This is a genomic window from Yinghuangia seranimata (genome assembly GCF_029953285.1).
GTDB lineage: Bacteria > Actinomycetota > Actinomycetes > Streptomycetales > Streptomycetaceae > Yinghuangia > Yinghuangia seranimata.
In genome coordinates, this window is sequence record NZ_JASAOI010000092.1 from 18,365 (window position 1) to 40,166 (window position 21,802).

Below are 21,802 nucleotides of genomic sequence, written 5' to 3' on the forward strand. Positions count from 1 at the left end.
ATGTTGCCGGGCGGTCCGGCGCGCTCATAGTCTCCCGGTGACGACAACGTGTAGCTCAGTCAGCAGAGCACCGGGCTTCCTACCCGGAGGGCGCAGGGGCGGGACCTGCCACGTTGGACAGCGTGTAGCTCAGCTAGAAGAGCACCGGGCTCTGGACCCGGAGGGCGCAGGGGCGGAACCTGCCGCGCTGGCTATGAACGAGAACCTCGCGCAGGTGCGCGCCAACCCGGGCTACGCCTACGGGCAGCTGGCCAAGGCCTTCGTGACCGCGTCCGACCACGAGGACGCCGCGACCAGGCGACGCGCCGAAGAGCGCATCCGCGACTGGCAACGCGTCGCGCGCGGGATGGCCGACGGATCGCTCGCCATCGGCAGCCGCACCCCGGTCGCCGGACTGCCCGCCTGGGTCACGCCCACGGTCGTGCGCGGCGGGTTCGCCACCGGCGAGGCCGCGGCGGGCGGGCCGCTCCTGCCGTACGAGACCGAGACCGCCGAGCGGTTCGGACTGCGCGCGGCCGACCGCGGCGCGCTCTTCGACCACTACCTCACCGACGCGGGCGTCGCCGAACTCGGCGCGCTGCTGGACAGCGGCTGCTACGAGGTCGCGGTGCCCGAAGAGGCCGCGCTACTCACCGTCGCCTGGCTGCTGCGCGCGGGCGACCGGGCGGGCGCGCTCGAACTGCTGGCCGGGATCCGGCCGTTCGCCGACCGGCTCCGCTTCGCGCCGCGGCGCGTCCTCGAACCGCCCTTCGACGGGACGGCGGTGCACCGCGAGACCGTCGGCGACGTGCGCGACGGGCTCGCCCAGCGGCGCCGCAACCGCAAGGTCGAGACGATGAACGAGGCGCTGCGGGTGTGGAACCCGTACGCCGACACGCTGCTCCAGCACTGGCTGGAGACCGTGTCGGAGGGGCGCGTCGCGGCGGTCCGGCCCGAGGGCTGGGCGCAGCGCGGCCGTGAACTCCTCGACGAGTACGCGCGGTTGGCGGCTTCGCACAAGCTGTGCTCGAAGCACCGCAAGCCGAAGGAGAACCCGGCGATCCTGCGCGCCGCTCTGGAGGACGCGGTCGCGGGGCGTGCGCTCGCGCCGCATCGGCTCGGGCTGCTGCAGCACGCCGTCGACTCGATGGTCGCCCGCCGCGGCGCGCCCGGCTCGGAGCGGCACACGGGGCTGCGGGAGCGGCAGGCCGCCGACGCGCTGCACGAGTCGCCGTACCAGCTCGCGCAGATCCTGATCGGGCGGCTTTCGGCCGTGCCGCACGGCATCGGGTTGCCGTCGACCGACTGGGTCCTCGAGCCGGTCACCGCGGACGAGGCGCTGGCCACCGGCGTGACCGAGGGGCGGGAGTTCCCCGACGCGCTGCGGTCCGTCGTCGAGCGCGCGCTGAGCGCTCCGGTGGCGACCCTGGTCGAGCGCGGCGTGGTGCCGTCGGCGGAGGTGCTGGCCGAGCTCGTGCCGCAACTCGTCGCCGCGACGACGGCCTTGTCGTACCGCGACGCGTCGCTGCGTACGCTCATGACGGCCGTGCACCGGGCGTTCGCCAACCGGCGCTCGCTGCTGCTCGTCAACCTGGAGAGCCAGGTGCGGATGGACGAGCTGCCGTGGGTGCGGGCGGTCGCGGCGTACCGGCGCGGCACCGACGACACGCGGGGCAACGCGCACGCGACGCTCGCCCAGCTCGGCGAACTCGCGCTGCGGGCCTTCCCGGGGACCATCCTGCCGAACCCGCTGCTCCAGGAACTGCGGGCGCTGGCAAAGCAGTCCGACGTGGTCGTGCCGTTCACCGAGGAACTGGCCGCGGACATCTTCATGGGCACCTTCTCCGCGAAGTTCCTGCAGGCGGCGCAGCTCGCCGGGGAACTGCTGGAGGGCTCGCTGTACGCCCGCTACTACGGGATCGACTACGCGGCGCTGTCGGCGATGGCCGTGCCGAAGCAGGCGCGGGCGGCCTGGCCGTCGACGAGCACCCCGCCGGCCGCCGACTTCGCCGCGCTGTGCCGGGAGCGGGCGGGGTCGTCGTCGGGCCGGTCGTGGGTGGCCGCCAACGGCAAGGTCATCGAGCAGGCGCAGATCCTGACGACGCACAACCTCGCGTTGCTGGTGCACCCGGTCGGCGTCGAGCCGGCGGACGGCTGGGACGGGCGCGCCCGCGGGGCGTTCACGGCGACGTGCCGGCTCGTGCGGCAGGTCCACAACAACCCGCGGCCGCTCGGCACCATCAAGGACGCGGCGTACGCGTGGCGGCAGACGGTGTTCTTCCTGTCGCTGTGCGGGCTCGCCGACCAGATCAGCGTGACGGCGTGGATGCAGGACGAGGCCGCGCGGCAGCCCGACCACGTCGCGGCACGCCTTGAGCCCCTCCTTGAAGGGCTGCGCGTGGTGCTGACCGGCGGAACGCTCGGCGACGGCGAGACCCCGATGCACGGTCGGCGCTTCCTCGGCTGGAGCACGGACGGGCACTGGATGCGGGGCTGACCGACGCGACGCGGGCCTGCCGGGTTCCGGCGGGCCCGCTCCGTACCCTCGACGCATGGCACTGCTCCTCCGCGGCCTCGACGACCGCACCGCCGACCAGCTGGTCGCGCTCGCCGGCCTGGCCTGGGCGGACGGCGAGACGATCCACGCCGCCGCCGAGGCGTTCGGCTGGACGCCGGGCGGACCGCACGACGCGGCGTACCTGACGACGGGCGGGCACCCCGTCTACCCACTCGACTTCGGTGCGCCGGGGCCGGTGGGGGCGGACACGGCGTGCCTGGTGCCGTTCGCGTACCTGTACGAGGCGTCGGCCGACGACGTCCCCGACGAACTGCTGGGCCTGCGCACCGACCTGACATGGTTTCGGGGCTATGCGGGCCACGACGCGCGCTGGCGCTACGACCGGACCGCGGGGCGCGGACTCTTCGACGAGACGTGCCACGCCGTGACGGAGCTGTTCGTCGACCGCCTCGGCCCGGCCGACCTCACCGCCCGGTTCCCCGACGGCACGTCGGACGACGAACGCCCGCCGTGGCACTACGCGGCCTGGCGCCTGCGCGACAAGATGCTCCTCGTCGGCCAGGCCGCCGACCCAGTGGCCGACGGAACCTTCGAGTACGCGGCGGTCCGCATCGGCCGCTACCCGACCGGCGCCCGGCTCCCGTCGCCCGACGACCTGTGGCTGCTGATGGAGGGCTGACGGGCTTTCCCGTGTTGCTCGGCGCCGCGAACCGCCATAATCGACGCGCGACTTCGGCTCGACGCAGCGCGCGGGCACGGAGGCGTGGGGGGCTACCCGCTGATCACCTGTATCAGGAGTGCCCGATGGACTACACCCGCCGCGACGGCTGCCCGCACTGGTGCCGAGGCCACGTCGCCTGGCAGACCGGCCCGACCGAGCGACTGCACCACGACGCTTCAGGCGTCACCGTCCGCGTCCCGATTTCGGTGCCGGAGGGCACCGAGCGGACCGCCGTCTGGGCGTCGAAGGGGCCCGACACCGACCTCAAGATCATCATTTCCCGCTGCGTCCCGATACCGGGGTCCAACCCGTGGCGCGTCGACCTCAGCGTCCACCAGGCCCGCCAACTCGCGGGCCTGGCAGATGTGTTCGCCCCGGGCCTCGCGGACGCCCTCCGCAAGGTCGTCGGCGTGGTGACCAGCGGGAGGCCCCCGAAGACCCGGTAAGTTGCCGCCGCCCGCACCGGGGTCGGGGCCCCGGTGCGGGCGCATTACACGGGGTCGGCCGCCCGCACCCGGGCGTGCTCGACCAGGGTCTCGAACAGTCCGCGGTTCGCAGGGTCGGTGCCGGCGAGGTCCTCCGGATGCCACTGGACGGCGAGGAACAGCGCTTTGGCGTCGCGGAGTTCGACGGCCTCGACGGTGTGGTCGGCGGCTCGCGCGGTGACGGTCAGGCCCCGGCCGAGGCGGTCGACGGACTGGTGGTGGTAGCAGGAGACGTCCGGGTTCTCGGTACGCACGGCCGCGGCGACGGCCGAGCCCGGGCGGAGCTTCACCGGGTGCACGAGATGGCGGTGGTGGGTCGGCATGTCCTGGGTCAGGGTGCCGCCCAGGGCCACGTTCACCACCTGCATGCCGCGGCAGACCGCGAGGGTGGGCAGGCCCGCGTCGAGGGCGTGGCGCGCGGCCGCGAGGTCGAAGGCGTCCTGGGTGTCGTCGACGTCGTAGACCTCCTCGTGGACGTCGGTCGCACCGTACGTGTGGGGCGCGAGGTCGCCGCCGCCCGGCAGGAGGAGGGCGTCGCAGCGGGCGAGCCGGGCCGGCGCGGACGACGGCTCGGCCGGGTGCATCATGAACGGCTCGCCGCCCGCCTCGTAGACGGCTTCGGCGAGCGCCCGGGCGGTCACCTCGGCGGCGTACCGCAGGGCCGACGTGCGTTCCGCGAACCGGCAGGGCAGCGCGACCAACGGGCGGCCTGTCGGCCTCACAGCTGCACCCACGTGGTCTTCAGGTCCGTGTACTTGTCCAGCGCGTGCAGCGACTTGTCGCGGCCGTGGCCGGACTGCTTCATGCCGCCGAACGGGACGTTCAGGCCGCCCTCCTCGTAGCAGTTCACCCACACCGTCCCGGCCCTGACGGCGCGTGAGACCCGGTGCGCGGTGGACAGGTTCGCGGTCCAGACGGCGGCGGCCAGGCCGTACTCGGTGGCGTTCGCGAGGCGCACGGCCTCGTCCTCGGTGTCGAACGTCAGGACGCTGAGCACCGGCCCGAAGATCTCGTCGCGGGCGAGCGCCATGTCCGGGGTGACCTGGTCGAAGACGGTGGGTTCGAGGTACGTCCCCGGCCGGTCGAGCCGCCCGCCGCCGCAGCGCAGCCGGGCGCCCTCCGCGCGGGCGGTCTCGATGTGGCCCTGGACCCGCTTGAGGTGTGCCTCGGTGACGAGCGCGCCCATCTCGGTGGCGGGGTCGAGGGGGTCGCCGACGCGCAGGGTACGGCCGCGTTCGACGACGGCGTCGACGACCTCGTCGGCTATGGACCGGTGGACGAGCAGCCGCGACGGCGCGGTGCACATCTCGCCCTGGTTGAAGAAGATCCCCCAGGCGGCGGAGGCCGCGGCCGCGGCGAGATCCGGGGCGTCAGGGAAGACGATGTTCGGTGACTTGCCGCCGAGTTCGAGCCAGACCCGCTTGAGGTTGGAGTCGGCGGCGTAGCGCAGGAAATGCCGGCCGACGGCCGTCGAGCCGGTGAACGCGAGGACGTCGACGCCGGGGTGCAGACCGAGCGCGCGGCCGGCCTCCGGCCCGTCGCCCGCGACGACGTTGAACACGCCCGGGGGCAGCCCGGCTTCGACCGACAGGCGGCCGAGGAGGAGCGCGGAGAGCGGGGACTGCTCGGCCGGCTTGAGAACGGCGGTGCAGCCTGCGGCCAACGCCGGGGCGATCTTCCACGCGGCCATGGTGAGCGGGAAGTTCCACGGCACGACGGCCGCGACGACGCCGACGGGCTCCCGCGTGACGAGGGCGAGCGCGTCGGCCGCGGTCTGCGGCAGCTCGTCGACGAGCTTGTCGGCGGCCTCGCCGTACCAGCGGAACGTGTTGGCGACGGCCCGGAGTTCGATGCCGTAGGCCTCGGTGACGGGCTTGCCCATCTCCAGACTGACGGCCAGCGCCAGCTCGGTCCGGTGCTCCTCGACGAGCTCCGCGAACCGGACGAGCGCCCGCCCGCGCTCGGTAGGCGTGAGCCGAGGCCAAGGCCCCTCGTCGAACGCCCGCCGCGCGGCGGCCACGGCGAGATCGACCTCGCCCTGCCCGCCACACGCGACCTCGGCCAGCGCCCGCCCGTCACGCGGCGAGACGACGGTGAACGTACGCCCACCCCCGGCGTGCGGCCCGCCGTCGATGTGATGCTCCGTCACAGGCCGAAAGGCGCCCGCAAGCGACTGCCAGTCGGCGTGGGTGAGGTCGGTCATGGGGGGCTCCCGCTCTCGGCCCGACGAGGTCACGACCGCCCCGCCAGTTGTTTGAGGTCAAACGATAGCGAGGACCGGCCGAACGGGGGAGAGGGGTAGCGCCAAGACTGGATCGGGAAAGCGGACGCGAGGCCGGGCCGGGGTGCGCGCGATGAGCGTGGCAGGCGCGCAAAGCCCCACCGCCACGCCGCCACGCCGCCGCACCGCCACGCCGCCACGCCGCCACGCCGCCGCGCCGCCACGCCGCCACGCCGCCACGCCGCCGCACCGCCACGCCGCCGCACCGCCACGCCGCCGCACCGCCGCACCGCCACGCCGCACCGCCACGCCACCCCCGCCTCCCCGTCTCCCCGCCATGCGCCTGCCCCGCCATGCGCCTGCCCCGCCATGCGTCCGCCCTGCCACGCGTCCGCGCTACCCGTCGCGTCGCGTTCCGTCGTCGGGTCGGGTGGGGGGTCGTTGGGGCTGGTCTGGGGGTCCGGGGCGTCAGGGGGTTGACCGTGTCCCGGCTGCGTCAGTAATTTGTTTGGGGTCAAACGATATGGAGGGTTCCCCATGACCGAGGCCACCGTCGCCGGCGTTGCCGTCGATACCCGGCACTGGATCGGCGGCGTGCGGGTCGGGTCCGCGGAGACCTTTGCCGACGTCTCGCCCGTTGACGGCGCCGTCATCGCGCAGGTCGCGCGAGGTGGGGTCGTCGAGGCGCGGGCGGCTGTCGCCGCCGCGCGGGAGGCGTTTCCCGGGTGGGCCGCGACGCCGCCCGTCGAGCGGGCTCGGCTGCTGCATGCGATCGCTGACGGCGTCGACAAGCGGCTCGCCGAGCTGGCGGTCGTCGAGACGACCGACAACGGCGCGTTGCTGCGCTCGCACCTGCGCGGTGTCATGCCGCGCGTCGCCCACAACCTGCGGTTCTTCGCCGACTGGCTTGTCGAGAACCTCGCCCACGACGACTTCGACACCCGCGGCCACACCAACCGCGTCAGCTGGGACCCGGCCGGTCCGAGCGTGCTCATCACGCCGTGGAACGCCCCGCTCATGCTGGCCACCTGGAAGATCGCCCCCGCGCTCGCGGCCGGCAACACGGTCGTCCTGAAGCCTGCCGAGTGGACCCCCCTCACCGCCTCGCTGTTCGCCGACATCACCGCCGAAGCGGGCCTGCCCCCGGGCGTGTTCAACGTCGTGCAGGGGTTCGGCGAGGAGGTCGGCGCGGCGCTCGTCGACGACCCTGACGTGCGGCGCATCAGCTTCACCGGGTCGGTGCCCACCGCCCGTGCGATCGGCGCGGCCGCGGGGCGTCACCTCACTCCCACCAGCTTCGAACTCGGCGGCAAGTCGCCCCTGTTGGTCTTCGCCGACGCCGACCTCGAGCTGGCCGCCGACCTCGCCGTCGAGCAGTATGACAACGCCGGCCAGGTCTGCCTCGCCGCGACACGGATCCTCGTCGAGGAGTCGGTCGCCGAGGAGTTCACCGCCAAGCTGCTCGACCGCGCCACGCGTCTTGTGCAGGGCGACCCGCGCGACGAGGCCACCGGCGTCGGCCCCAACATCCACGCCGACCACGTCGCGCGCGTCGACGGCTTCGTGCGGCGCGCCGTCGACGCCGGTGCCCGCGTGCTGCTCGGCGGCGGCCCGAACACCGACCTGGGCGGCCTCTACTACCGTCCGACGCTGCTCACCGACGTCGCGCAGGACTCCGAGATCGTGCAGGAGGAGGTCTTCGGCCCCGTCCTCACCCTCCAGACCTTCCGCGACGAGGACCACGCGGTCGCGCTGGCGAACGACACCCGGTTCGGCCTCGCCGCGACCCTCGCCACCGGCGACCGCGAGCGCGCCGACCGCGTCACCGCCCGGCTCGTCGCCGGCACGGTGTGGGTGAACTGCTTCTTCGTGCGCGACCTGCAGGCGCCGTTCGGCGGCTCGCGCCAGTCGGGCGTCGGGCGCGAAGGCGGCACCTGGAGCTTCGACTTCTACTGCGACGTCAAGAACACCGTGACCGCACCGAACGGATGGCGATGAGGATGGGCGAAGTCGTCGGCGCCGGGCTGCTGGCCCACGCCCCCACCATCATGCTCCCGCAGGAGATCCGCTACGAGCTCAACGAGGGCAGTGAGATCACCCTCGTGACCGGCCTGCACGGCCTCCACGAGGACGTGTTCGCCAACGAGACCCTCGACTACGACACGGTCGTCGTCTTCGACTCGCACTGGGCGACCACCGTCGAGTACGTGGTCGCCTCGCACGAGCGACGCTCCGGCCTCTACACGTCCGAGGAACTGCCGCGCGGCATGCGGCAGATCCCGTACGACATCCCCGGCGACCCGGAACTCGCCGAGGCCACCGCCTCGTTCGCGGGCAAGCACGGCACCTGGATCACCCCGATCGACGACCCGTGCCTGCCGATCCACTACGCGACCGTCAACCTGTGGCACTACCTCGGCGTACCCGGCAAGCGCTGGATGAGCATCGGCTGCTGCCAGACCGCCGACGTCGAGGACAACCTGCGGCTGGGCCGGGCGCTTGCCGACGCCATTGCGGCCGTCGACCGCAAGGTGCTGCTCGTCGCGTCCGGCGCGCTGTCGCACACGTTCTGGAGCCTGCGCGAACTGCGCGACCACGAGGCGTCCGACCCGGTGCACGTCCGCACGCCGGAGGCCCGCGCCGCCGACGAGGAGCGGCTCGCGTGGATGGCGGAGGGCGACCACGCGCGGATCCTCCGCACCATGCCGGAGTTCCTCACCCAGAAGCCCGAAGCCCGGTTCGGGCACTACCTGATGATGCTCGGCGCGCTCGGCGCGGAGCGCTGCACGGCGCCGGGGCGGATGTACGGCGCGTACGAAAACGCCACCGGCACCGGCCAGGCGCACATGTGGTTCGACCGGCCCGCCGCCGGCTGGACGAAAGGGAACTGATCCATGACCACCAGCAGCTCCGGCACCACCGAGTACCGGCGGATCCTCCTCGACGGCGCCGTCGTCGAGGTCGTCCGGGACGCGGACGAACTGGTCGCCGCCGACGGGCGCCGCGTCAAGGCCGCCGACGCGCAGCACCTGCCTCCGGTCGTGCCCGGCAAGATCGTCGCGGTGCACCTGAACCACCGCAGCCGCGTGGACGAGTTCCAGACGAAGCTGCCGCCCGCGCCGACCTACTTCCACAAGCCGACCTCGTCGCTCAACGCGCACGGCGGCGCGGTCGTCCGCCCCGAGGGCTGCAAGTACCTCAACTACGAGGGCGAGATCGCCATCGTCATCGGCCGCACCTGCCGCAACGTCTCCCCGGACGAGGCCGGCGCCTACATCCGCGGCTACACCCTCGCCAACGACTACGGCCTGCACGACTTCCGCGACACCGACGCCGGTTCGATGCTGCGCGTCAAGGGCTCGGACACGCTGTGCCCGCTGGGCCCGGGGCTCGTCGAGGGCTGGGACTTCCGCGGCAAGCGGCTGCGCACGTACGTCAACGGCCGTGTGGTGCAGGACGGTTCGACGGACGAGATGGAGTGGGACATGCACTACCTCGTCGCCGACATCGCCCGCACCATCACCCTCTACCCGGGCGACGTCCTGCTGTCCGGCACGCCCGCCGGGTCACGGCCCGTGCAGCCCGGCGACGTCGTCGAGGTCGAGGCCGAGGGGCTCGGACGGCTGACGAACCACATCGTCACCGGCCCGACGCCGATCCGCGACGACTGCGGCGCGCAGCCGACCGAGTCGGAGGAGGTCCGCTCCACGGCCCTCGGCGGCGACTGGGAGCTGCGCGGCGTCCGGCCCCCGCGCCGCGACTGACCGACGGCGCCGCGGACATCGCGGACCCGCGATGTCCGCCCCGCCGCCCCGCGGTTCCGCACTGACAGCGCAGCGCGGCACAACGCAGCACAGCAAGGCGAAGCAGCCAGAAGCAGCCAGAAGCAGGGAAAGGAGCCGGTGGTGAGGATCATCGTCGACATGGACCGCTGCCAGGACCACGGGCAGTGCGTCTTCGCGGCCCCCGAAGTGTTCCAGATCAACCCGGCCGGACGGCTCGAGTACACCGCCGAGCCCGACGACGAGCTGCGCGAGGCGGTCGAAGAGGCCGCTGACGTATGCCCGTTGCAGGCCATCACCATCGAGGACTGACGCCGTGATCATCGGGGTCGACGGCGCCCGGGACCGCCCTGGCGTCGTCGTCGCCGGGGCCGCCATGGGCGGGCTGCGCGCCGCCGAGCAACTGCGCGCGGCCGGCTGGACCGGGCCGGTCACGGTCGTCGGCGACGAACGGCACATGCCGTACAACCGGCCGCCGCTGTCCAAGGAGGTCTTGGCCGGCGAAGTGTCGCACGCCGCCGTCGCGTTCCGGACCCGCGCGTCCGTCGCCGACGTGACGTGGCGGCTCGGCACGGCGGTCGCGGCCGCCGACCTGACCGAGCGCCGTGTCACGCTGGCCGACGGGAGCACGCTGCCGTACGCGGGCCTGGTCGTCGCGACCGGCATCCGCCCTCGCCGGCTCAACTGCCCCGGCCCGCGCGGCGGACGCCACGTCGTCCGGACGTTGGACGACGCCCAGGCACTGCGCGGCGAACTGCGCGCGGGCCGCCGCCTCGTGGTGATCGGCGCCGGGTTCATCGGCTGCGAGGTCGCCGCCACGGCGCGCGGCCTCGGGATGGAAGTCACCATCGTGGCACCGGAGTCCGAGCCGATGCTGCGTCCGTTGGGGGAGCGGCTCGGGGCCGCTCTGCGACGTCGCCACGAGGCACGCGGCGTAACGTTCCGGCTCGGCCGCACGATCGACCGGTTCCTCGGAGGAGCCGACGGGGCTGGAAACGGACACGGCGACGACGACCGGGCTACCGGCGTCGTCCTCGACGACGCGAGCACCGTCCCCGCGGACGTCGTCGTCGAGGCCGTCGGTTCCGTCCCCAACACCGAGTGGCTCGCCGGCAACGGCCTCGACCTGAGCGACGGGGTGGTGTGCGACGCGCTGCTGCGGGTCGAGGGCCGCCCGGACGTTGTCGCGGTCGGTGACATAGCGCGCTTCCCGAACCCCCGCTACGACGCGGTCGCGCGCCGCGTCGAGCACTGGAGCGTCCCGACCGACTCGGCGAAGCGCGCGGCCCGCACCCTCGCCGCGCAGCTCACCGGCGGCGCGGTCGACGAGACGCCGTTCGCGCCGCTGCCGACCTTCTGGTCGGACCAGTACGCCGAACGCCTCCAGTCGTTCGGCGCCCCCGGCCTCGGTGCGGCCGACATCCGGCTGCTGGAGGGGGAGTTGGACGCCGACTGCGTGGTGGGCTACCACCACGCGGACGGCCGCCTGGTCGGCATCGTCGCGCTGGGAGGAGGTGCGGCGGTGGCGGCGGCCCGCTACCGAGGGGCGCTCGCGGCACACGCGTAGCAGCCCCGAACGACGGCCGGGCCGGCGGACCCGGACCGGCGCGCCACGATCGCGGTGGCGCGTCGGCCCGGGTCCTTCGCATGCCCGGAATCAGATGTTCTGCCACCATCAGCCGCGCTTGCCATGTCTTGTGCACGCAATGCCAAGGCGGTCTGCGCTGAGCGTCAAGACGCGCCCGCCCCGGGTCCGGATGCTGGGGCTCCTCCTCCCGAACCCCTGCCGACCCTCACGACCTTTGGGATGCCACGCATGAGCACGACCCTCCCCAACGCCCCCGGAACCGCGCCGGACACCGACGCGCCCGGCCCCGCCGGCGCCGAGACCGCCGGATACCGCCTCGGCCCGCTGTACCTCACGTTGCCGCTGGCCAACATCGCGCTGTACATGATCTGGATCGGCGTCGGCAGCTTCCTGATCCCGTTCCAGGTGGCGCAGATCACCGGGAGCAACGACACCGACGCGCTGTCAACCGCGTCGACCACCGGCGCCGTGCTGGCGACCGTCGGGAACCCGCTGTTCGGGCTGCTGTCCGACCGCACCCGCTCGCGCTTCGGACGCCGCACGCCGTGGATCCTGCTGTGCGCGGGCGTCGGCTCGCTCGCGCTGGTCGGCCAGGCGCACGCGTCCTCGATCGCAATGCTCGGCCTCAGCTGGGGCGTCGTGCAGTTCTTCCTGAACGGCTACATGGCCGCCTCGACCGCCGCGATGCCCGACCGCGTGCCCGCGCGCCGCTACGGCGTCTTCTCGGCGCTCGTGGGGCTCGGCATCCCGCTGGCCACGATCGTCGCGTCGCTGATCATCGGCGGCGTGCCGGGTGAGAAGTTCGGGCTGTCGGGCACCATCGGCGGCTTCGACGGCCGGTTCATGGGCACCGACGGGTACTACCTGATCGCCGCGATCGTCATGGCGTCCGCGCTGGTCTTCGTGGTCGTGTCGCCCGACAAGTCGTCGAAGGACCTGCCGCGCGAGCCGTTCAGCGCCAAGGAGTTCCTGTCGGGGTTCTGGGTGAGCCCGCGCAGGTACCCGGACTTCGCGTGGGCGTTCTGCTCGCGCTTCGGCGTCATGCTCGGCTACTGGATCATCAGCGTCTACACGATGTACCTGCTCGCCGACTACATCGGCATCGCGGGCGAGGACCTCGGCGCGGTCATGGGCTTCCAGCTCATCGTCAACGCCCTCGCCACGGTCGCGGCGTCGATGCTCGTGGGGCCGCTCGTGGACCGGGTGGGGCGGCTCAAGCCGTTCGTGCTCGTGTGCGGCGTGGGCTCGGCGGTGTCGCTGGCCATCCCGATGCTGTCGGCGACCGAGACCGGCATGACGTGGTTCCAGATCGTCAACGGCGTGTTCTTCGGCACCTACATGGCCGTCGACCTGGCGCTCATGACCCGCGTGCTGCCGCCGGCCGCCGAGGTCGGCAAGAACCTGGGGCTGGTCAACATCGCGGCGGCAGGGCCGCAGATCGTCGCCCCGACGGTCGCGGGCTGGATCGTCGACGCCGGCGGCTACGACGCGATGTTCCCGATCTCCGCGGCGGTGTCCCTGGCGGGGGCGCTGCTGGTGCTGGGGGTCAAGGGCGTCAAGTAGGGCCCGACCGAGAGGAGCGGGGCGGGCGGGGCGGGTCAGCCGTCGGCGGCCCCGCCGCCCGCGCGGTACGCGCTGGGGGACACGCCGTACCGCTCCCGGAACACCCGGCTGAACCGCGCGGCGTCCCCGATGCCCCACCGGGCCGCGACACCGCTCACCGGGACGCCGCGCAGCGCGGGGTCGGCCAGGTCGCGGCGGATCCGCTCCAGGCGGCGCTCGCGCACGTGGCGGGCCACCGACACCTCGTGGTCCTCGAACAGCAGGTGCAGGTAGCGCGTCGAGATGAAGTGCGCCCCGGCGATGGCCGCGGGGTCGAGGTCGGGGTCGTCGAGGTGGTCCTCGATCCACGCCATGACGCGCCCGCAGGGCACGGCGCTGGGCGTCGGGGTCGGCGGGCGGCTCCGACGCCGCGTCGGCCTCGGCGTCCGGATGCCCGGCCAGCAGCTCGGCCGCCACCGCGCGGCACAGCGCGGCGACGGCGTCCGCGACGTGCGGCGCGGCGCCGGACGCGGGCGCGCGGGAGCCGGTGTCGGCGGTCGCCTCGGTCAGCAGCGCGGCGAGGAGCGCGGCCGTCCCCTGCCCGGTGTCGACGGGCAGCCCGGTGACCGCGGCGAACCGCTCCGGCGCCGTCCCGAGCAGCGCCCGGGGCAGCACCAGCTGCGCGACCCGGAAGGGGCTGTCGAAGTCGATCCGGTACGGCCGGGTCGCGTCGGTGATGACCAGCCGCCCCGGATGCAGCGCGCCCCCGTGGCCGTCCTGCACGGCCGTGCCGCGGCCGTCGAGCACCAGGACGACGTCGTACGCGTCGGTGTGTTGGCGGGCGACGTCGGTCGGCGTGCGGTGGAAGTGGTGCGGGGACGCCTCGATGCGGGCGAGGTCGATGGCACCGACGGGCCGGTGCCGCAGGCGGCCCTGGAAGCCGTGGTCGGCGCGCCCGCCGACGGGTTCCAGCTCGGCGGCGAAGAAGGTGTCGCGGACGAGGGTGCGCCAGGCGTCGAAGTCGGTGACGGTGTCGTCACTGGGCGCGCTGAATCGGTTCAACATGGGTCGTCATATAGAAGGCTGCCGGAGGACCCGCGTCAAGGCGGGCCCGGCGGCTGGGACGACAGGGGCGGGAGCGCAGGGAAGGGCATGGGAGGGGCAAGGGAGGGGCGGGTGCGCCCGTCCCTTGACGCACCCGCCCCCGTCCGGAAGCCCCCGCTATGTGTGTCGCCTATATGTGTCGCTACACCCGCGCGTGCGTGGTGATGTCCACCCGGAAGTCGGCGACCATCCCGGGCGTCACCGTCGGACGGCACTGGGCGACCGCCTCCAGGAAGTCGTCGGTCCCGGCGCCCTCGGTCGCCCGCGCGGGAGTGTCCAGGTCGCGCTCGAACGACGCCTGGGCCGCGATCCGGGCCGCGTGGTCGATGTCGGCCGGCGTGAACAGCTCGCTCGCGCGCACCAGCGCCTCGAGGTCCACGTCCGGGCGGCGGGCGTGCGCGTACCGCGCCCACATCGCCCGCCGGGCCGCGCCGTCCGGCGTGCCGATCGGGATCACGTAGTCGAACCGCCCCGGGCGCAGGAACGCCGGGTCCAGCGACCGCACCGAATTCGTCGCACACACCAGCAGCCGCTCCCCGCGCTCGCGGAACGCCGGGATGAGCTTGAGGAGTTCGTTCGTCACCGAGTGCGTGCCGCCGGGCGTCGTACCGGACTCGAACTGCCGCACCGGCGCGATCTCCTCGACCTCGTCGATGAACACCACCACCCGGTCGAGCTCCCCGATACGGGAGAAGGCGTCACGCAGCGCCGCGGCCAGGTTGCCGCTGTCCGCGAGACGCGACGGCAGCAGCTCCACGAACGGCCAGCCGAGCCGCGAGGCGATCGCCCGCGCGAACGTCGTCTTGCCCGTCCCGGGCGGACCGAACAGCGCGATCGCGCGCGGCGGTTCCACCCCGTGCCGGTCGGCCCGCTCCGGGTCGGCCAGCGGCAGCACCACGCGGCGCTCGATGAGGGTCTTCTCCTCCTCCATGCCGGCCAGCCGCGACCACAGGTCGGCCGGCAGCACGCGGCCGCCCAGCTGCTCGAGCACGTCGGCGGAACGGTCGTCGACCGGCTCCAGCTTCTCGAAGTAGGCCACCGCCGGACGCCGGTCGTAGCCCGCCTTGTGCAGGCCCTCCTGCAGGAGGTCCTCCTCCGGCAGGACGTACGCGATGCGCCGCACCCGCAGCTCGACCAGCCGCCGCTCCAGGGCCAGCAGCAGCGTGCTGGCCAGCCCGAGGCCGCGCAGCGACGGGGCGAGGGCGATGCGCATGACCCAGGCCCGCCCCTCGGCGACGGTGGCCAGCGCGGCGCCGACGACCTCGCCGTCCCGCCGCGCCACGACGGCCGGCTGCCGGGCCGTCAACGCGGTGATGCACTCGGCGACCGAGAACACCGAGTCCTGCCCGATGCCCGACGTCGTGTCGATCAGGTGCACGACGGCGGCGAGGTCGTCGTCGCGGTACTCCTGCACGATCCAGCCCATGGCCCAGCCTCCAGCGGTACGAGACGTCGAGTGCCGAACGCTAGGGGGAGCCCCGGGGTCGGGACTTTCGCCGGAATGGACAAGACGGGGCGGGCGAGTGCGCCGGGCAGGGGCTTGACCGGCCGGAGGGGGCGTCGGCCGGGGCGCCGGGACCGTCGGACGGCAGCGCGACGCAACGCGCATAGAACCCGCGCCGAACCCGCGCCAAATCCGCGCCGCTCCCGCAGGCACACCGCATCCAGGCAGCGCGAACCCGCCGGCGGTCGCCATTGAGGCATTCGGGGTGACCCGCGTCGCAACTGTGCGTGGCAGACGTTTGGTTGCGGCAGGGTAGGGCTCATGCCCTTCGTACCTGATCAGGGAATCCCGCGCGAGGCCGGGCCGAACGGTGCATCGCAGGCCGCCCCGCGGGCCGCCGGCATGGTGGTGTGCGGCGACGACGCCCTCGCCTACCGGCTCACCGCGGAGCTGGCCCGGTTGTACGAGCAACCGGTCACCGCCCTCGTTCCCTCCGCGCACACGGGCAGCGGGCTGCGGATAGCGGAACTGGCCCGTTCGGAAGGGCTGCCGGTCACGGTGCGCGAGGCAGCCGACCCCAGCGAGGCGGCGCTGATGCTCGCCGGAGTGCAGTACGCGGAGGCGATCGCGCTGACGTACTCCGACGACCAGACCAACATCCACGCCGCGTTACGCGCCCGGCGGATCAACCCGTCGGTGCGGCTGGTGATCCGCCTGTTCAACCGCAAGCTGGGCCGGTACCTGGAGGATCTGCTCGCGCGCTCGGTCGCCCAGCCGGGGGTGCGCGGGCGGGAGGACGCCACGACCACCGTCCTGTCGGACGCCGACACGGCGGCCCCCGCCCTGGTGGCGGCCGCGCTCGCGGGGCAGCGGAGCCGGATCGTCGAGGCGGACGGTCTCCTGCTGCGGGCCGCGGACCGGGCCGTCGGTGAGCCGGTCGGACCGGGGGAGCTGTGCACGCTGGCGCTGCTGTCGGACCCGGCGGCGTCGCTGCCGGACCCGGTCGGCGGGGCGGCCCCGGGGCCGCGGCTGCTGCCGGACGACGACGAGGCGTCCGCGTCGCTCGCGGGCCGCGGCCGCGTGGTGCTGGAGGCGGTGACCCGTCAGGTGGCCGCGTCGCCGCCGCTCGCGCCGCTGAACCGCATTCCGCGTCGCTTCCCGCTGCGCGAACTGTTCTCCTGGCGGCTGATGTTGGTCGTCGCCGGGCTGCTGACGCTGGAGCTGTTGTTCGCGCTGCTCACGTGGCGGGTGACGGACGATCCGCCGCTGCGGGCCGCGTACCTGTCGCTGCTGGACCTGCTGAGCATGGGCGATCCGGCGATCGGCGCGAGCAAGGGCCGGCAGATCCTCCAGCTGATGTCCGGTCTCACCGGACTCGCTTTGCTGCCGGTGCTGTTCGCGGTCGTGCTGCAGGCGCTCAGCTCGTTCCGTACCGCCAGCGCCCTGCGTCAGCCGCCGCGCGGGCTGTCGGGCCACATCGTGCTCATGGGCCTGGGCAGGGTCGGCAGCCGGGTGCTGGACCGGCTGCACGCGCTCGGTGTCGACGTCGTGTGCGTGGAGCGGGACCCGAAGGCGCGCGGCGTGGCCCTGGCGCGCACGCTGCACGTGCCGGTCGTGCTCGGAGACGCGACGCAGGACGGCGTGTTGGAGTCCGCGCTGATCGAACGCGCTTCCGCAGTATTGGCGTTGACCAGCAGCGACAGCTCGAACCTGGAGACCGCGCTGTACGCGCGGGAGTACAGGCCGGACATCCGCGTCGTGATGCGGCTGTTCGACGACGACTTCGCCGCCGTCGTCAACCAGGCCATGCGCGCGTCCTACCCGCAGGCGACCACCCGCAGCCGCAGCGTGTCGACGCTCGCCGCACCCGCCTTCGCCGCCGCGATGATGGGACGTCAGATCCTGGGGGCGCTGCCGGTCGAGCGGAACGTCCTGGTGTTCGTCGCGCTCGAGGTCGGACGGCACGCGGACCTCCGCGGCCGCACCGTCGACGAGGTGTTCCGGCCCGGCGCGTGGCGCGTGCTGGCCCTCGACGTCGCCGACCCCGACGAACGCCGCCCGAACCTCGGCGCGGCCGCCAACCCGGGGCGACACGGAGAGCACGAGCCCGAGCTCGCGTGGGGGCTGCACGAGGGCTACGTCCTCCAGGACGACGACCGGGTGGTGCTGGCCACGACCCGCCGCGGCCTGGCGACGCTGCTCCAGACCCACGACGGCGACCGGACCCCGGCGGCGGGTGTCGTGCTGGGGACGCCGCCTGCCGACCCGCGGGGAGATCCGCAGGTCGGCCCGCCTGCCGACCCGCCTGTCGGCCCGCCTGCCGAGCCGCCGGTGGACCTGCCGACCGGAGCATCGGCCGACGGGTCGGAACCCCCGTTGCCCGACCCCTCCGACCCCTCCGACCCCGACGGTGACCGCGCGGCAACGGGTTAGGGTGAGGCATGGCAGCAGCACAGTCCGACGGCCCGGCCACCGGCACCCCCGCGACGGCTCCGGGCCACGGCCTGCCCGCGGAGCCCAGCGGCCCGGTGCGGGTCGACGCGTGGCTGTGGTCGGTACGGCTGACCAAGACCCGCTCGATGGCCGCCACCGCGTGCAAGGCCGGCCATGTCCGGGTGAACGGCGACCGCGCCAAGCCCGCCCAGACGCTCAAGGTCGGCGACGAGGTGCGGCTGCGGCACGACGGGCGTGAGCGGATCGTCGTGGTCCGGCGGCTGCTCCTCAAACGGGTCGGCGCGCCGGTCGCCGTCGCGTGCTACACCGACAACAGCCCGCCGCCCCCGCCGAAGGAGGTCGCGGCGGCCGTCGGCATCCGCGACCGGGGCACCGGCCGTCCGACCAAGCGGGACCGGCGCGTCATGGATCAGCTGCGCGGTATCTGATATCCCACCTGCGAGGTCCGCGACGGGCGGACGCTTCGTGGGATCGGGAGGACCGCATGGCGGACGACGCGGTGGTGGTCGGGTACGACGTCGGCGATGCCACGGCGCGCGCGATGGTCGAGCGCGTGGTGGCCAGGGCCCGGGCGACGGGGCGTGCGGTCACCGTGGCCGTGGTCGACTCGGCCGGCGTGCTGGTCGCGTTCGCACGGATGGACGGCGCACTGCGGTTCAGCGCAGGCCTGGCCACCGAAAAGGCGCGCACAGCCGCGTCCTTCGGCCGTCCGACCGCGTTCATGGAGAGCATGATGGCCGAACGCCCGGTCTTCGCCCAGAGCTTCACCAACCAGGGCAACTGGTACCTGGGCCGCGGCGGCTACCCGCTCCTCCACGACGGAAAGCCGGTAGGCGGCATCGGCGTCAGCGGCGACGAGGCCGACTTCGAGGACGACCTGGCCCGCGAGGAGGCGGAGGCCTTCGGGGGTTGAGGGGGTGCGGGCTCGGCTACCGGGCTGCGGCCCACTCCGAGGCGGGGACGCGTCTTTGGCGTGCGAGCGAGCCGCCATGTGCGGGGTGGGGCTCGGTCGTTGCGGCGTGGAGACCATCGGCCATGCATGGTCCCCTGTCCTGTCTGCCGGCGGTGGCCACCTCCCCCTCCCGATTTGTGATTGTCCGCGCGGCCGGTCGCCTGTCAAGGCGCGGTGGATCTTCCACGGACAGGTAACCTGTCGCGTGGTGGTGGGGGCGCCTTGACAGGCGCCCGGCCGCGCTTAAAACCGCGGCAACTATCGGGAGGGGGAGGCGGTGTGGAGGCGCAGTGCGTGCGTTGCGTTGCCGAGCTGCGGTTCCAGCGTGGGGCGGGCGGGCGACCGCCTTTGACGACCGGTGACCGGGCTCCATGGGTCTCATATCGCGCCAAATCGGGGCATTGAGGCGGCCGAATCCCTATTGACTTTGCGTCAAAAGAACCAAATGGCCACATGTTGCCATCTGGTTCTTTTGAAAACCGTTGTCAGTGAGAGGTGAGAGGTCGGCGACCGCGGCCCGGCGGCGCGACCCGTCCCGGCGCCCGGCCGACACCGACCGGCAGCGCCGGGCGCCCGCCACGCTGGGACCGCAGCCCGGCGACGCGTAGCGAGGGAGCGGCGCCACACCTCCCGCCCCTCCCGCAGGTGCCAAGGATGTTCAGCGCGGACGGCCCGCGGGTCAAGCCGCCCCCTCCACCCCGGGACAGGCCGCCTTCAACAGCGTTGGTCATGCTGCGGCTTGACGCGCGGGACGGCCGCGCGAAAATCGAAAGCGGGAGGGGCGGGAGGCCACCAACAACGGTGCAGGCCAGGGACGGTGCAGCCCGGCGCGGTCCCTGCCCCCTCGTGCGAGCCTGCGGCAGGTCCGGTCAGCCCACCGGCTTGCGGTCGAACGTTGCGTATTTCAGGGCCAGTCCGTCGAGCAGCGCCGTCAGGCCCGTCTCGAAGGCGGCCTCGTTGATTTCCCGTTGGGCGTCGGCCAGGAGGTGGGCCTGGTCGAGGTGGGGGTAGGCGCCGGCGTACAGCTTGGCGTCGTCCGGGAATCCGCCGGCGAAGGAGCCGAGGGCCGAGCCGGTCACGAAGTACCGCATCAGGACGCCGACGCGGGTCGCCTGTGCCCGGGGCCAGCCCGCGTCGACGAGGGCGCCGAAGACGGCGTCGGCCATCCGGAGGGCGTTGGGGCGGCGGCCCGGGCCCTGGGCGAGGGCCGGGACGACGTTCGGGTGGGCGGCGAGAGCGGCGCGGTACGACCGGGCCCAGGTGCGGAGCGGGGCCTGCCACGCCCCGTCGGCGGTGATCGCCGGGTCGGCGAAGACCGCGACGTCGACCTCGCCCAGCACGCTGTCGACGACGGCGTCGATCAGTTCGTCCTTGGTGGCGAAGTGGTTGTACAGCGCGGGCCCGCTGACCCCCAGTTCGGCGGCGAGCCGGCGGGTGGAGACGGCGTCGAGGCCCTCGTCGTCGACCAGCGTGAGCGCGGCGGCGACGATGCGGTCGCGGCTCAGCAGCGGTTGGCGTGGCCGACCCACGGTAGGCGCCTCCTTGTCCGGCGGGGTGGCGGATTCGCGGTCATTCTCCCAGTGGCCGGGCCGCGGCGTGGGCGGGCGTGCTTGGGGGCCGCCACAACAAAGCGTCCGCTCAGGCCTAGCCGTCTCAAAATTAGCAGTGCTAATTTGTGCCCGGAAGAGCCGGCACCCCGTTCGCCTCGAACGCCCACCGCCCCGTACCCGACGTCCCGTAACGGAGCACGCCATGGACTTCTCGCTCACCGACGACCAGAAGGCGATCCGCGACACCGCGCGTGCGTTCCTCGCGAAAGAGGTCATGCCTCTCGAGCAGGAGGTACTGCGCCGCGAACGCGCCCACCAGCCCTCGCTCGACCGCAGCGAACTGCGCGAACTCCAGCTCAAGGCGAAGAAGTTCGGCTTCTGGGGACTGTCCACGCCCGAGGAGTACGGCGGCATGGACCTCCCCGCCGTCACCCAGTCGCTGATCTGGACCGAACTCGGGCGTTGCTTCGTGCCGTTCCGGTTCGGCGGCGAGGCGGACAACATCCTGTACTTCGCCAACGACGAGCAGAAGCACGAGTACCTGCTCCCGACGATCGCCGGCGACCGCATATCGTGCTTCGCCATCACCGAGCCGGGCGCGGGGTCCGACGCCGCCAACATCAAGCTGTCGGCCCGTCAGGACGGCGACGACTGGATCCTCAACGGCGAGAAGACCTTCATCACGAACGGCAACGACGCCGACTTCGCGATCGTCGTCGCCGTCACGGACAAGGAGAAGGGCGTCCGGGGCGGCGGCACGACGGCGTTCCTCGTCGACCGCGCGATGGGCTGGAAGTCCGAGTTCATCCAGACCATGGGCGAAGGCGGGCCCGCGTCACTGGTGTTCGAGAACGTCCGCGTCCCGTCCCGCAACATCCTCGGCGAGATCGGCCAGGGCTTCGGCCTCGGCATGAAGTGGATCGGCAAGGGCCGCTACACGATCCCGTCCAACGGCATCGGCATCGCCGAACGCGTCCTGCAGATGGCCCTCGACCACGCCAACACGCGTGAGACGTTCGGCAAGCCGATCGCCGAGAACCAGGCCATCCAGTGGATGATCGCCGACTCCGAGGTCGAACTCGAGGCCGCCCGGCTGCTGGTGCTGCGCGCCGCGTGGGCCATCGACCAGGGGCTCGACCCGCGGCACAGCTCGTCCATGGCCAAGCTGTACGGCGCGGGCATGGTCAACCGGGTCGTCGACCGCGCGCTGCAGATCCACGGCGGCATGGGCTACACCCGCGAACTCCCCATCGAGCGCTGGTACCGGCAGGTCCGGCTGTACCGGATCTTCGAGGGGACGGACGAGATGCAGCGCCTGATCCTCTCCCGCGACCTGCTGCGCGGCTACACGAAGATCGGGCAGGTCTGACCGTCATGGACACGACATACGTGCTCCAGCACGCGGCGCACCGCGGTACGGCGCGCCGCGACCAGTGCGACGAGGCGCGGCCGCGGCCGCGCG

General features: G+C 73.2%; 18 protein-coding genes, 2 tRNA genes and 1 pseudogene. 15 read left to right on the forward strand and 6 right to left on the reverse strand.

The features are described from left to right. Window positions 1-44 precede the first annotated feature (44 nt). The 5 genes from QI554_RS42060 (at window position 45) to QI554_RS42080 (ending at window position 3,664) form a co-directional block, all read left to right on the forward strand. Window positions 45-117 (forward strand) — tRNA-Gly (locus QI554_RS42060). Between the two features lies 1 nt (window position 118). After that, window positions 119-191 (forward strand) — tRNA-Gln (locus QI554_RS42065). Between the two features lie 2 nt (window positions 192-193). Continuing rightward, window positions 194-2,476, forward strand: coding sequence for a hypothetical protein (locus QI554_RS42070; protein WP_281478388.1), 2,283 nt, complete (start codon window positions 194-196; stop codon window positions 2,474-2,476). 55 nt (window positions 2,477-2,531) lie between these two features. Beyond that, complete coding sequence (locus QI554_RS42075) at window positions 2,532-3,176, forward strand: hypothetical protein (protein WP_281478390.1); 645 nt, start codon at window positions 2,532-2,534, stop codon at window positions 3,174-3,176. A gap of 125 nt (window positions 3,177-3,301) precedes the next feature. Then, window positions 3,302-3,664 (forward strand): DUF6907 domain-containing protein, encoded by a 363-nt coding sequence (locus QI554_RS42080; protein ID WP_281478392.1) that lies wholly within the window; start codon window positions 3,302-3,304, stop codon window positions 3,662-3,664. A gap of 44 nt (window positions 3,665-3,708) precedes the next feature. On the opposite strand, the gene QI554_RS42085 is transcribed toward QI554_RS42080, so the two are convergent. Together QI554_RS42085 and QI554_RS42090 are read right to left on the reverse strand one after the other, a co-directional pair. Next, entirely contained in the window at window positions 3,709-4,425 is a 717-nt protein-coding gene (locus QI554_RS42085) for a gamma-glutamyl-gamma-aminobutyrate hydrolase family protein (RefSeq protein WP_281478394.1), read from the reverse strand. Further along, complete coding sequence (locus QI554_RS42090) at window positions 4,422-5,906, reverse strand: aldehyde dehydrogenase (RefSeq protein WP_281478396.1); 1,485 nt, start codon at window positions 5,904-5,906, stop codon at window positions 4,422-4,424. Before QI554_RS42090 ends, QI554_RS42085 begins: the two co-directional genes overlap by 4 nt. 555 nt (window positions 5,907-6,461) lie before the next feature. On the opposite strand from QI554_RS42090, the gene QI554_RS42095 reads away from it, so the two are divergent. From QI554_RS42095 to QI554_RS42120, 6 genes are all read left to right on the forward strand, one after another. Continuing rightward, window positions 6,462-7,922 carry an aldehyde dehydrogenase gene (locus QI554_RS42095; RefSeq protein ID WP_281478399.1) on the forward strand — a complete coding sequence of 487 codons (1,461 nt, stop codon included), beginning with the start codon at window positions 6,462-6,464 and terminating at the stop codon, window positions 7,920-7,922. Window positions 7,923-7,924: 2 nt separating this feature from the next. Further along, on the forward strand, window positions 7,925-8,815 hold the full coding sequence (locus QI554_RS42100; RefSeq protein WP_281478401.1) for a DODA-type extradiol aromatic ring-opening family dioxygenase: 891 nt from the start codon (window positions 7,925-7,927) through the stop codon (window positions 8,813-8,815). Window positions 8,816-8,818: 3 nt separating this feature from the next. Continuing rightward, window positions 8,819-9,688, forward strand: coding sequence for a fumarylacetoacetate hydrolase family protein (locus QI554_RS42105; protein ID WP_281478402.1), 870 nt, complete (start codon window positions 8,819-8,821; stop codon window positions 9,686-9,688). A gap of 141 nt (window positions 9,689-9,829) precedes the next feature. After that, window positions 9,830-10,018: a ferredoxin gene (locus QI554_RS42110; RefSeq protein WP_281478404.1), complete on the forward strand. Its 189-nt coding sequence runs from the start codon at window positions 9,830-9,832 to the stop codon at window positions 10,016-10,018. A 4-nt stretch (window positions 10,019-10,022) separates the two neighbouring features. Next, a complete protein-coding gene (locus tag QI554_RS42115) occupies window positions 10,023-11,273 on the forward strand; it encodes an NAD(P)/FAD-dependent oxidoreductase (protein WP_281478406.1) in 1,251 nt (416 codons plus the stop codon). A 249-nt stretch (window positions 11,274-11,522) separates the two neighbouring features. Then, complete coding sequence (locus QI554_RS42120; RefSeq protein ID WP_281478408.1) at window positions 11,523-12,857, forward strand: MFS transporter; 1,335 nt, start codon at window positions 11,523-11,525, stop codon at window positions 12,855-12,857. A gap of 35 nt (window positions 12,858-12,892) precedes the next feature. Here the strand turns inward: QI554_RS42120 and QI554_RS42125 are convergent, their stop codons facing one another. The 3 genes and pseudogenes from QI554_RS42125 to QI554_RS42135 form a co-directional block, all read right to left on the reverse strand. Continuing rightward, complete coding sequence (locus tag QI554_RS42125; RefSeq protein ID WP_281478410.1) at window positions 12,893-13,210, reverse strand: helix-turn-helix domain-containing protein; 318 nt, start codon at window positions 13,208-13,210, stop codon at window positions 12,893-12,895. 163 nt (window positions 13,211-13,373) lie between these two features. Further along, a pseudogene (locus tag QI554_RS43665) lies at window positions 13,374-13,901 on the reverse strand (cupin domain-containing protein); the annotation flags it as partial. Between the two features lie 181 nt (window positions 13,902-14,082). Beyond that, complete coding sequence (locus QI554_RS42135; RefSeq protein WP_281478414.1) at window positions 14,083-15,366, reverse strand: ATP-binding protein; 1,284 nt, start codon at window positions 15,364-15,366, stop codon at window positions 14,083-14,085. 339 nt (window positions 15,367-15,705) lie between these two features. On the opposite strand from QI554_RS42135, the gene QI554_RS42140 reads away from it, so the two are divergent. From QI554_RS42140 to QI554_RS42150, 3 genes are read left to right on the forward strand one after another with little or no spacing between them, the layout of a single operon-like run. Continuing rightward, window positions 15,706-17,817, forward strand: a complete 2,112-nt coding sequence (locus QI554_RS42140) for an NAD-binding protein (protein WP_425528140.1) — start codon at window positions 15,706-15,708, stop codon at window positions 17,815-17,817. An 8-nt stretch (window positions 17,818-17,825) separates the two neighbouring features. Then, window positions 17,826-18,266: an RNA-binding S4 domain-containing protein gene (locus QI554_RS42145; protein ID WP_281478415.1), complete on the forward strand. Its 441-nt coding sequence runs from the start codon at window positions 17,826-17,828 to the stop codon at window positions 18,264-18,266. Between the two features lie 56 nt (window positions 18,267-18,322). Continuing rightward, on the forward strand, window positions 18,323-18,751 hold the full coding sequence (locus QI554_RS42150) for a GlcG/HbpS family heme-binding protein (protein ID WP_281478416.1): 429 nt from the start codon (window positions 18,323-18,325) through the stop codon (window positions 18,749-18,751). Between the two features lie 908 nt (window positions 18,752-19,659). Here QI554_RS42150 and QI554_RS42155 read toward each other — a convergent pair. Then, a complete protein-coding gene (locus QI554_RS42155; RefSeq protein ID WP_281478418.1) occupies window positions 19,660-20,319 on the reverse strand; it encodes a TetR/AcrR family transcriptional regulator in 660 nt (219 codons plus the stop codon). A gap of 223 nt (window positions 20,320-20,542) precedes the next feature. Here QI554_RS42155 and QI554_RS42160 point away from each other — a divergent pair, with 223 nt between their 5' ends. Further along, window positions 20,543-21,709, forward strand: coding sequence for an acyl-CoA dehydrogenase family protein (locus QI554_RS42160; protein ID WP_281478419.1), 1,167 nt, complete (start codon window positions 20,543-20,545; stop codon window positions 21,707-21,709). Window positions 21,710-21,802 lie beyond the last annotated feature (93 nt).

What these genes read in the sequence shown, in the direction of transcription:
- QI554_RS42070 (WP_281478388.1), top strand. Translation starts at nt 194, where the DNA reads ATGAACGAGAACCTCGCGCAGGTGCGCGCCAACCCGGGCTACGCCTAC.
- QI554_RS42075 (WP_281478390.1), top strand. Translation starts at nt 2,532, where the DNA reads ATGGCACTGCTCCTCCGCGGCCTCGACGACCGCACCGCCGACCAGCTG.
- QI554_RS42080 (WP_281478392.1), top strand. Translation starts at nt 3,302, where the DNA reads ATGGACTACACCCGCCGCGACGGCTGCCCGCACTGGTGCCGAGGCCAC.
- QI554_RS42090 (WP_281478396.1), bottom strand. Translation starts at nt 5,906, where the DNA reads ATGACCGACCTCACCCACGCCGACTGGCAGTCGCTTGCGGGCGCCTTT.
- QI554_RS42095 (WP_281478399.1), top strand. Translation starts at nt 6,462, where the DNA reads ATGACCGAGGCCACCGTCGCCGGCGTTGCCGTCGATACCCGGCACTGG.
- QI554_RS42100 (WP_281478401.1), top strand. Translation starts at nt 7,925, where the DNA reads ATGGGCGAAGTCGTCGGCGCCGGGCTGCTGGCCCACGCCCCCACCATC.
- QI554_RS42105 (WP_281478402.1), top strand. Translation starts at nt 8,819, where the DNA reads ATGACCACCAGCAGCTCCGGCACCACCGAGTACCGGCGGATCCTCCTC.
- QI554_RS42120 (WP_281478408.1), top strand. Translation starts at nt 11,523, where the DNA reads ATGAGCACGACCCTCCCCAACGCCCCCGGAACCGCGCCGGACACCGAC.
- QI554_RS42125 (WP_281478410.1), bottom strand. Translation starts at nt 13,210, where the DNA reads ATGGCGTGGATCGAGGACCACCTCGACGACCCCGACCTCGACCCCGCG.
- QI554_RS42135 (WP_281478414.1), bottom strand. Translation starts at nt 15,366, where the DNA reads ATGGGCTGGATCGTGCAGGAGTACCGCGACGACGACCTCGCCGCCGTC.
- QI554_RS42140 (WP_425528140.1), top strand. Translation starts at nt 15,706, where the DNA reads ATGCCCTTCGTACCTGATCAGGGAATCCCGCGCGAGGCCGGGCCGAAC.
- QI554_RS42145 (WP_281478415.1), top strand. Translation starts at nt 17,826, where the DNA reads ATGGCAGCAGCACAGTCCGACGGCCCGGCCACCGGCACCCCCGCGACG.
- QI554_RS42150 (WP_281478416.1), top strand. Translation starts at nt 18,323, where the DNA reads ATGGCGGACGACGCGGTGGTGGTCGGGTACGACGTCGGCGATGCCACG.
- QI554_RS42160 (WP_281478419.1), top strand. Translation starts at nt 20,543, where the DNA reads ATGGACTTCTCGCTCACCGACGACCAGAAGGCGATCCGCGACACCGCG.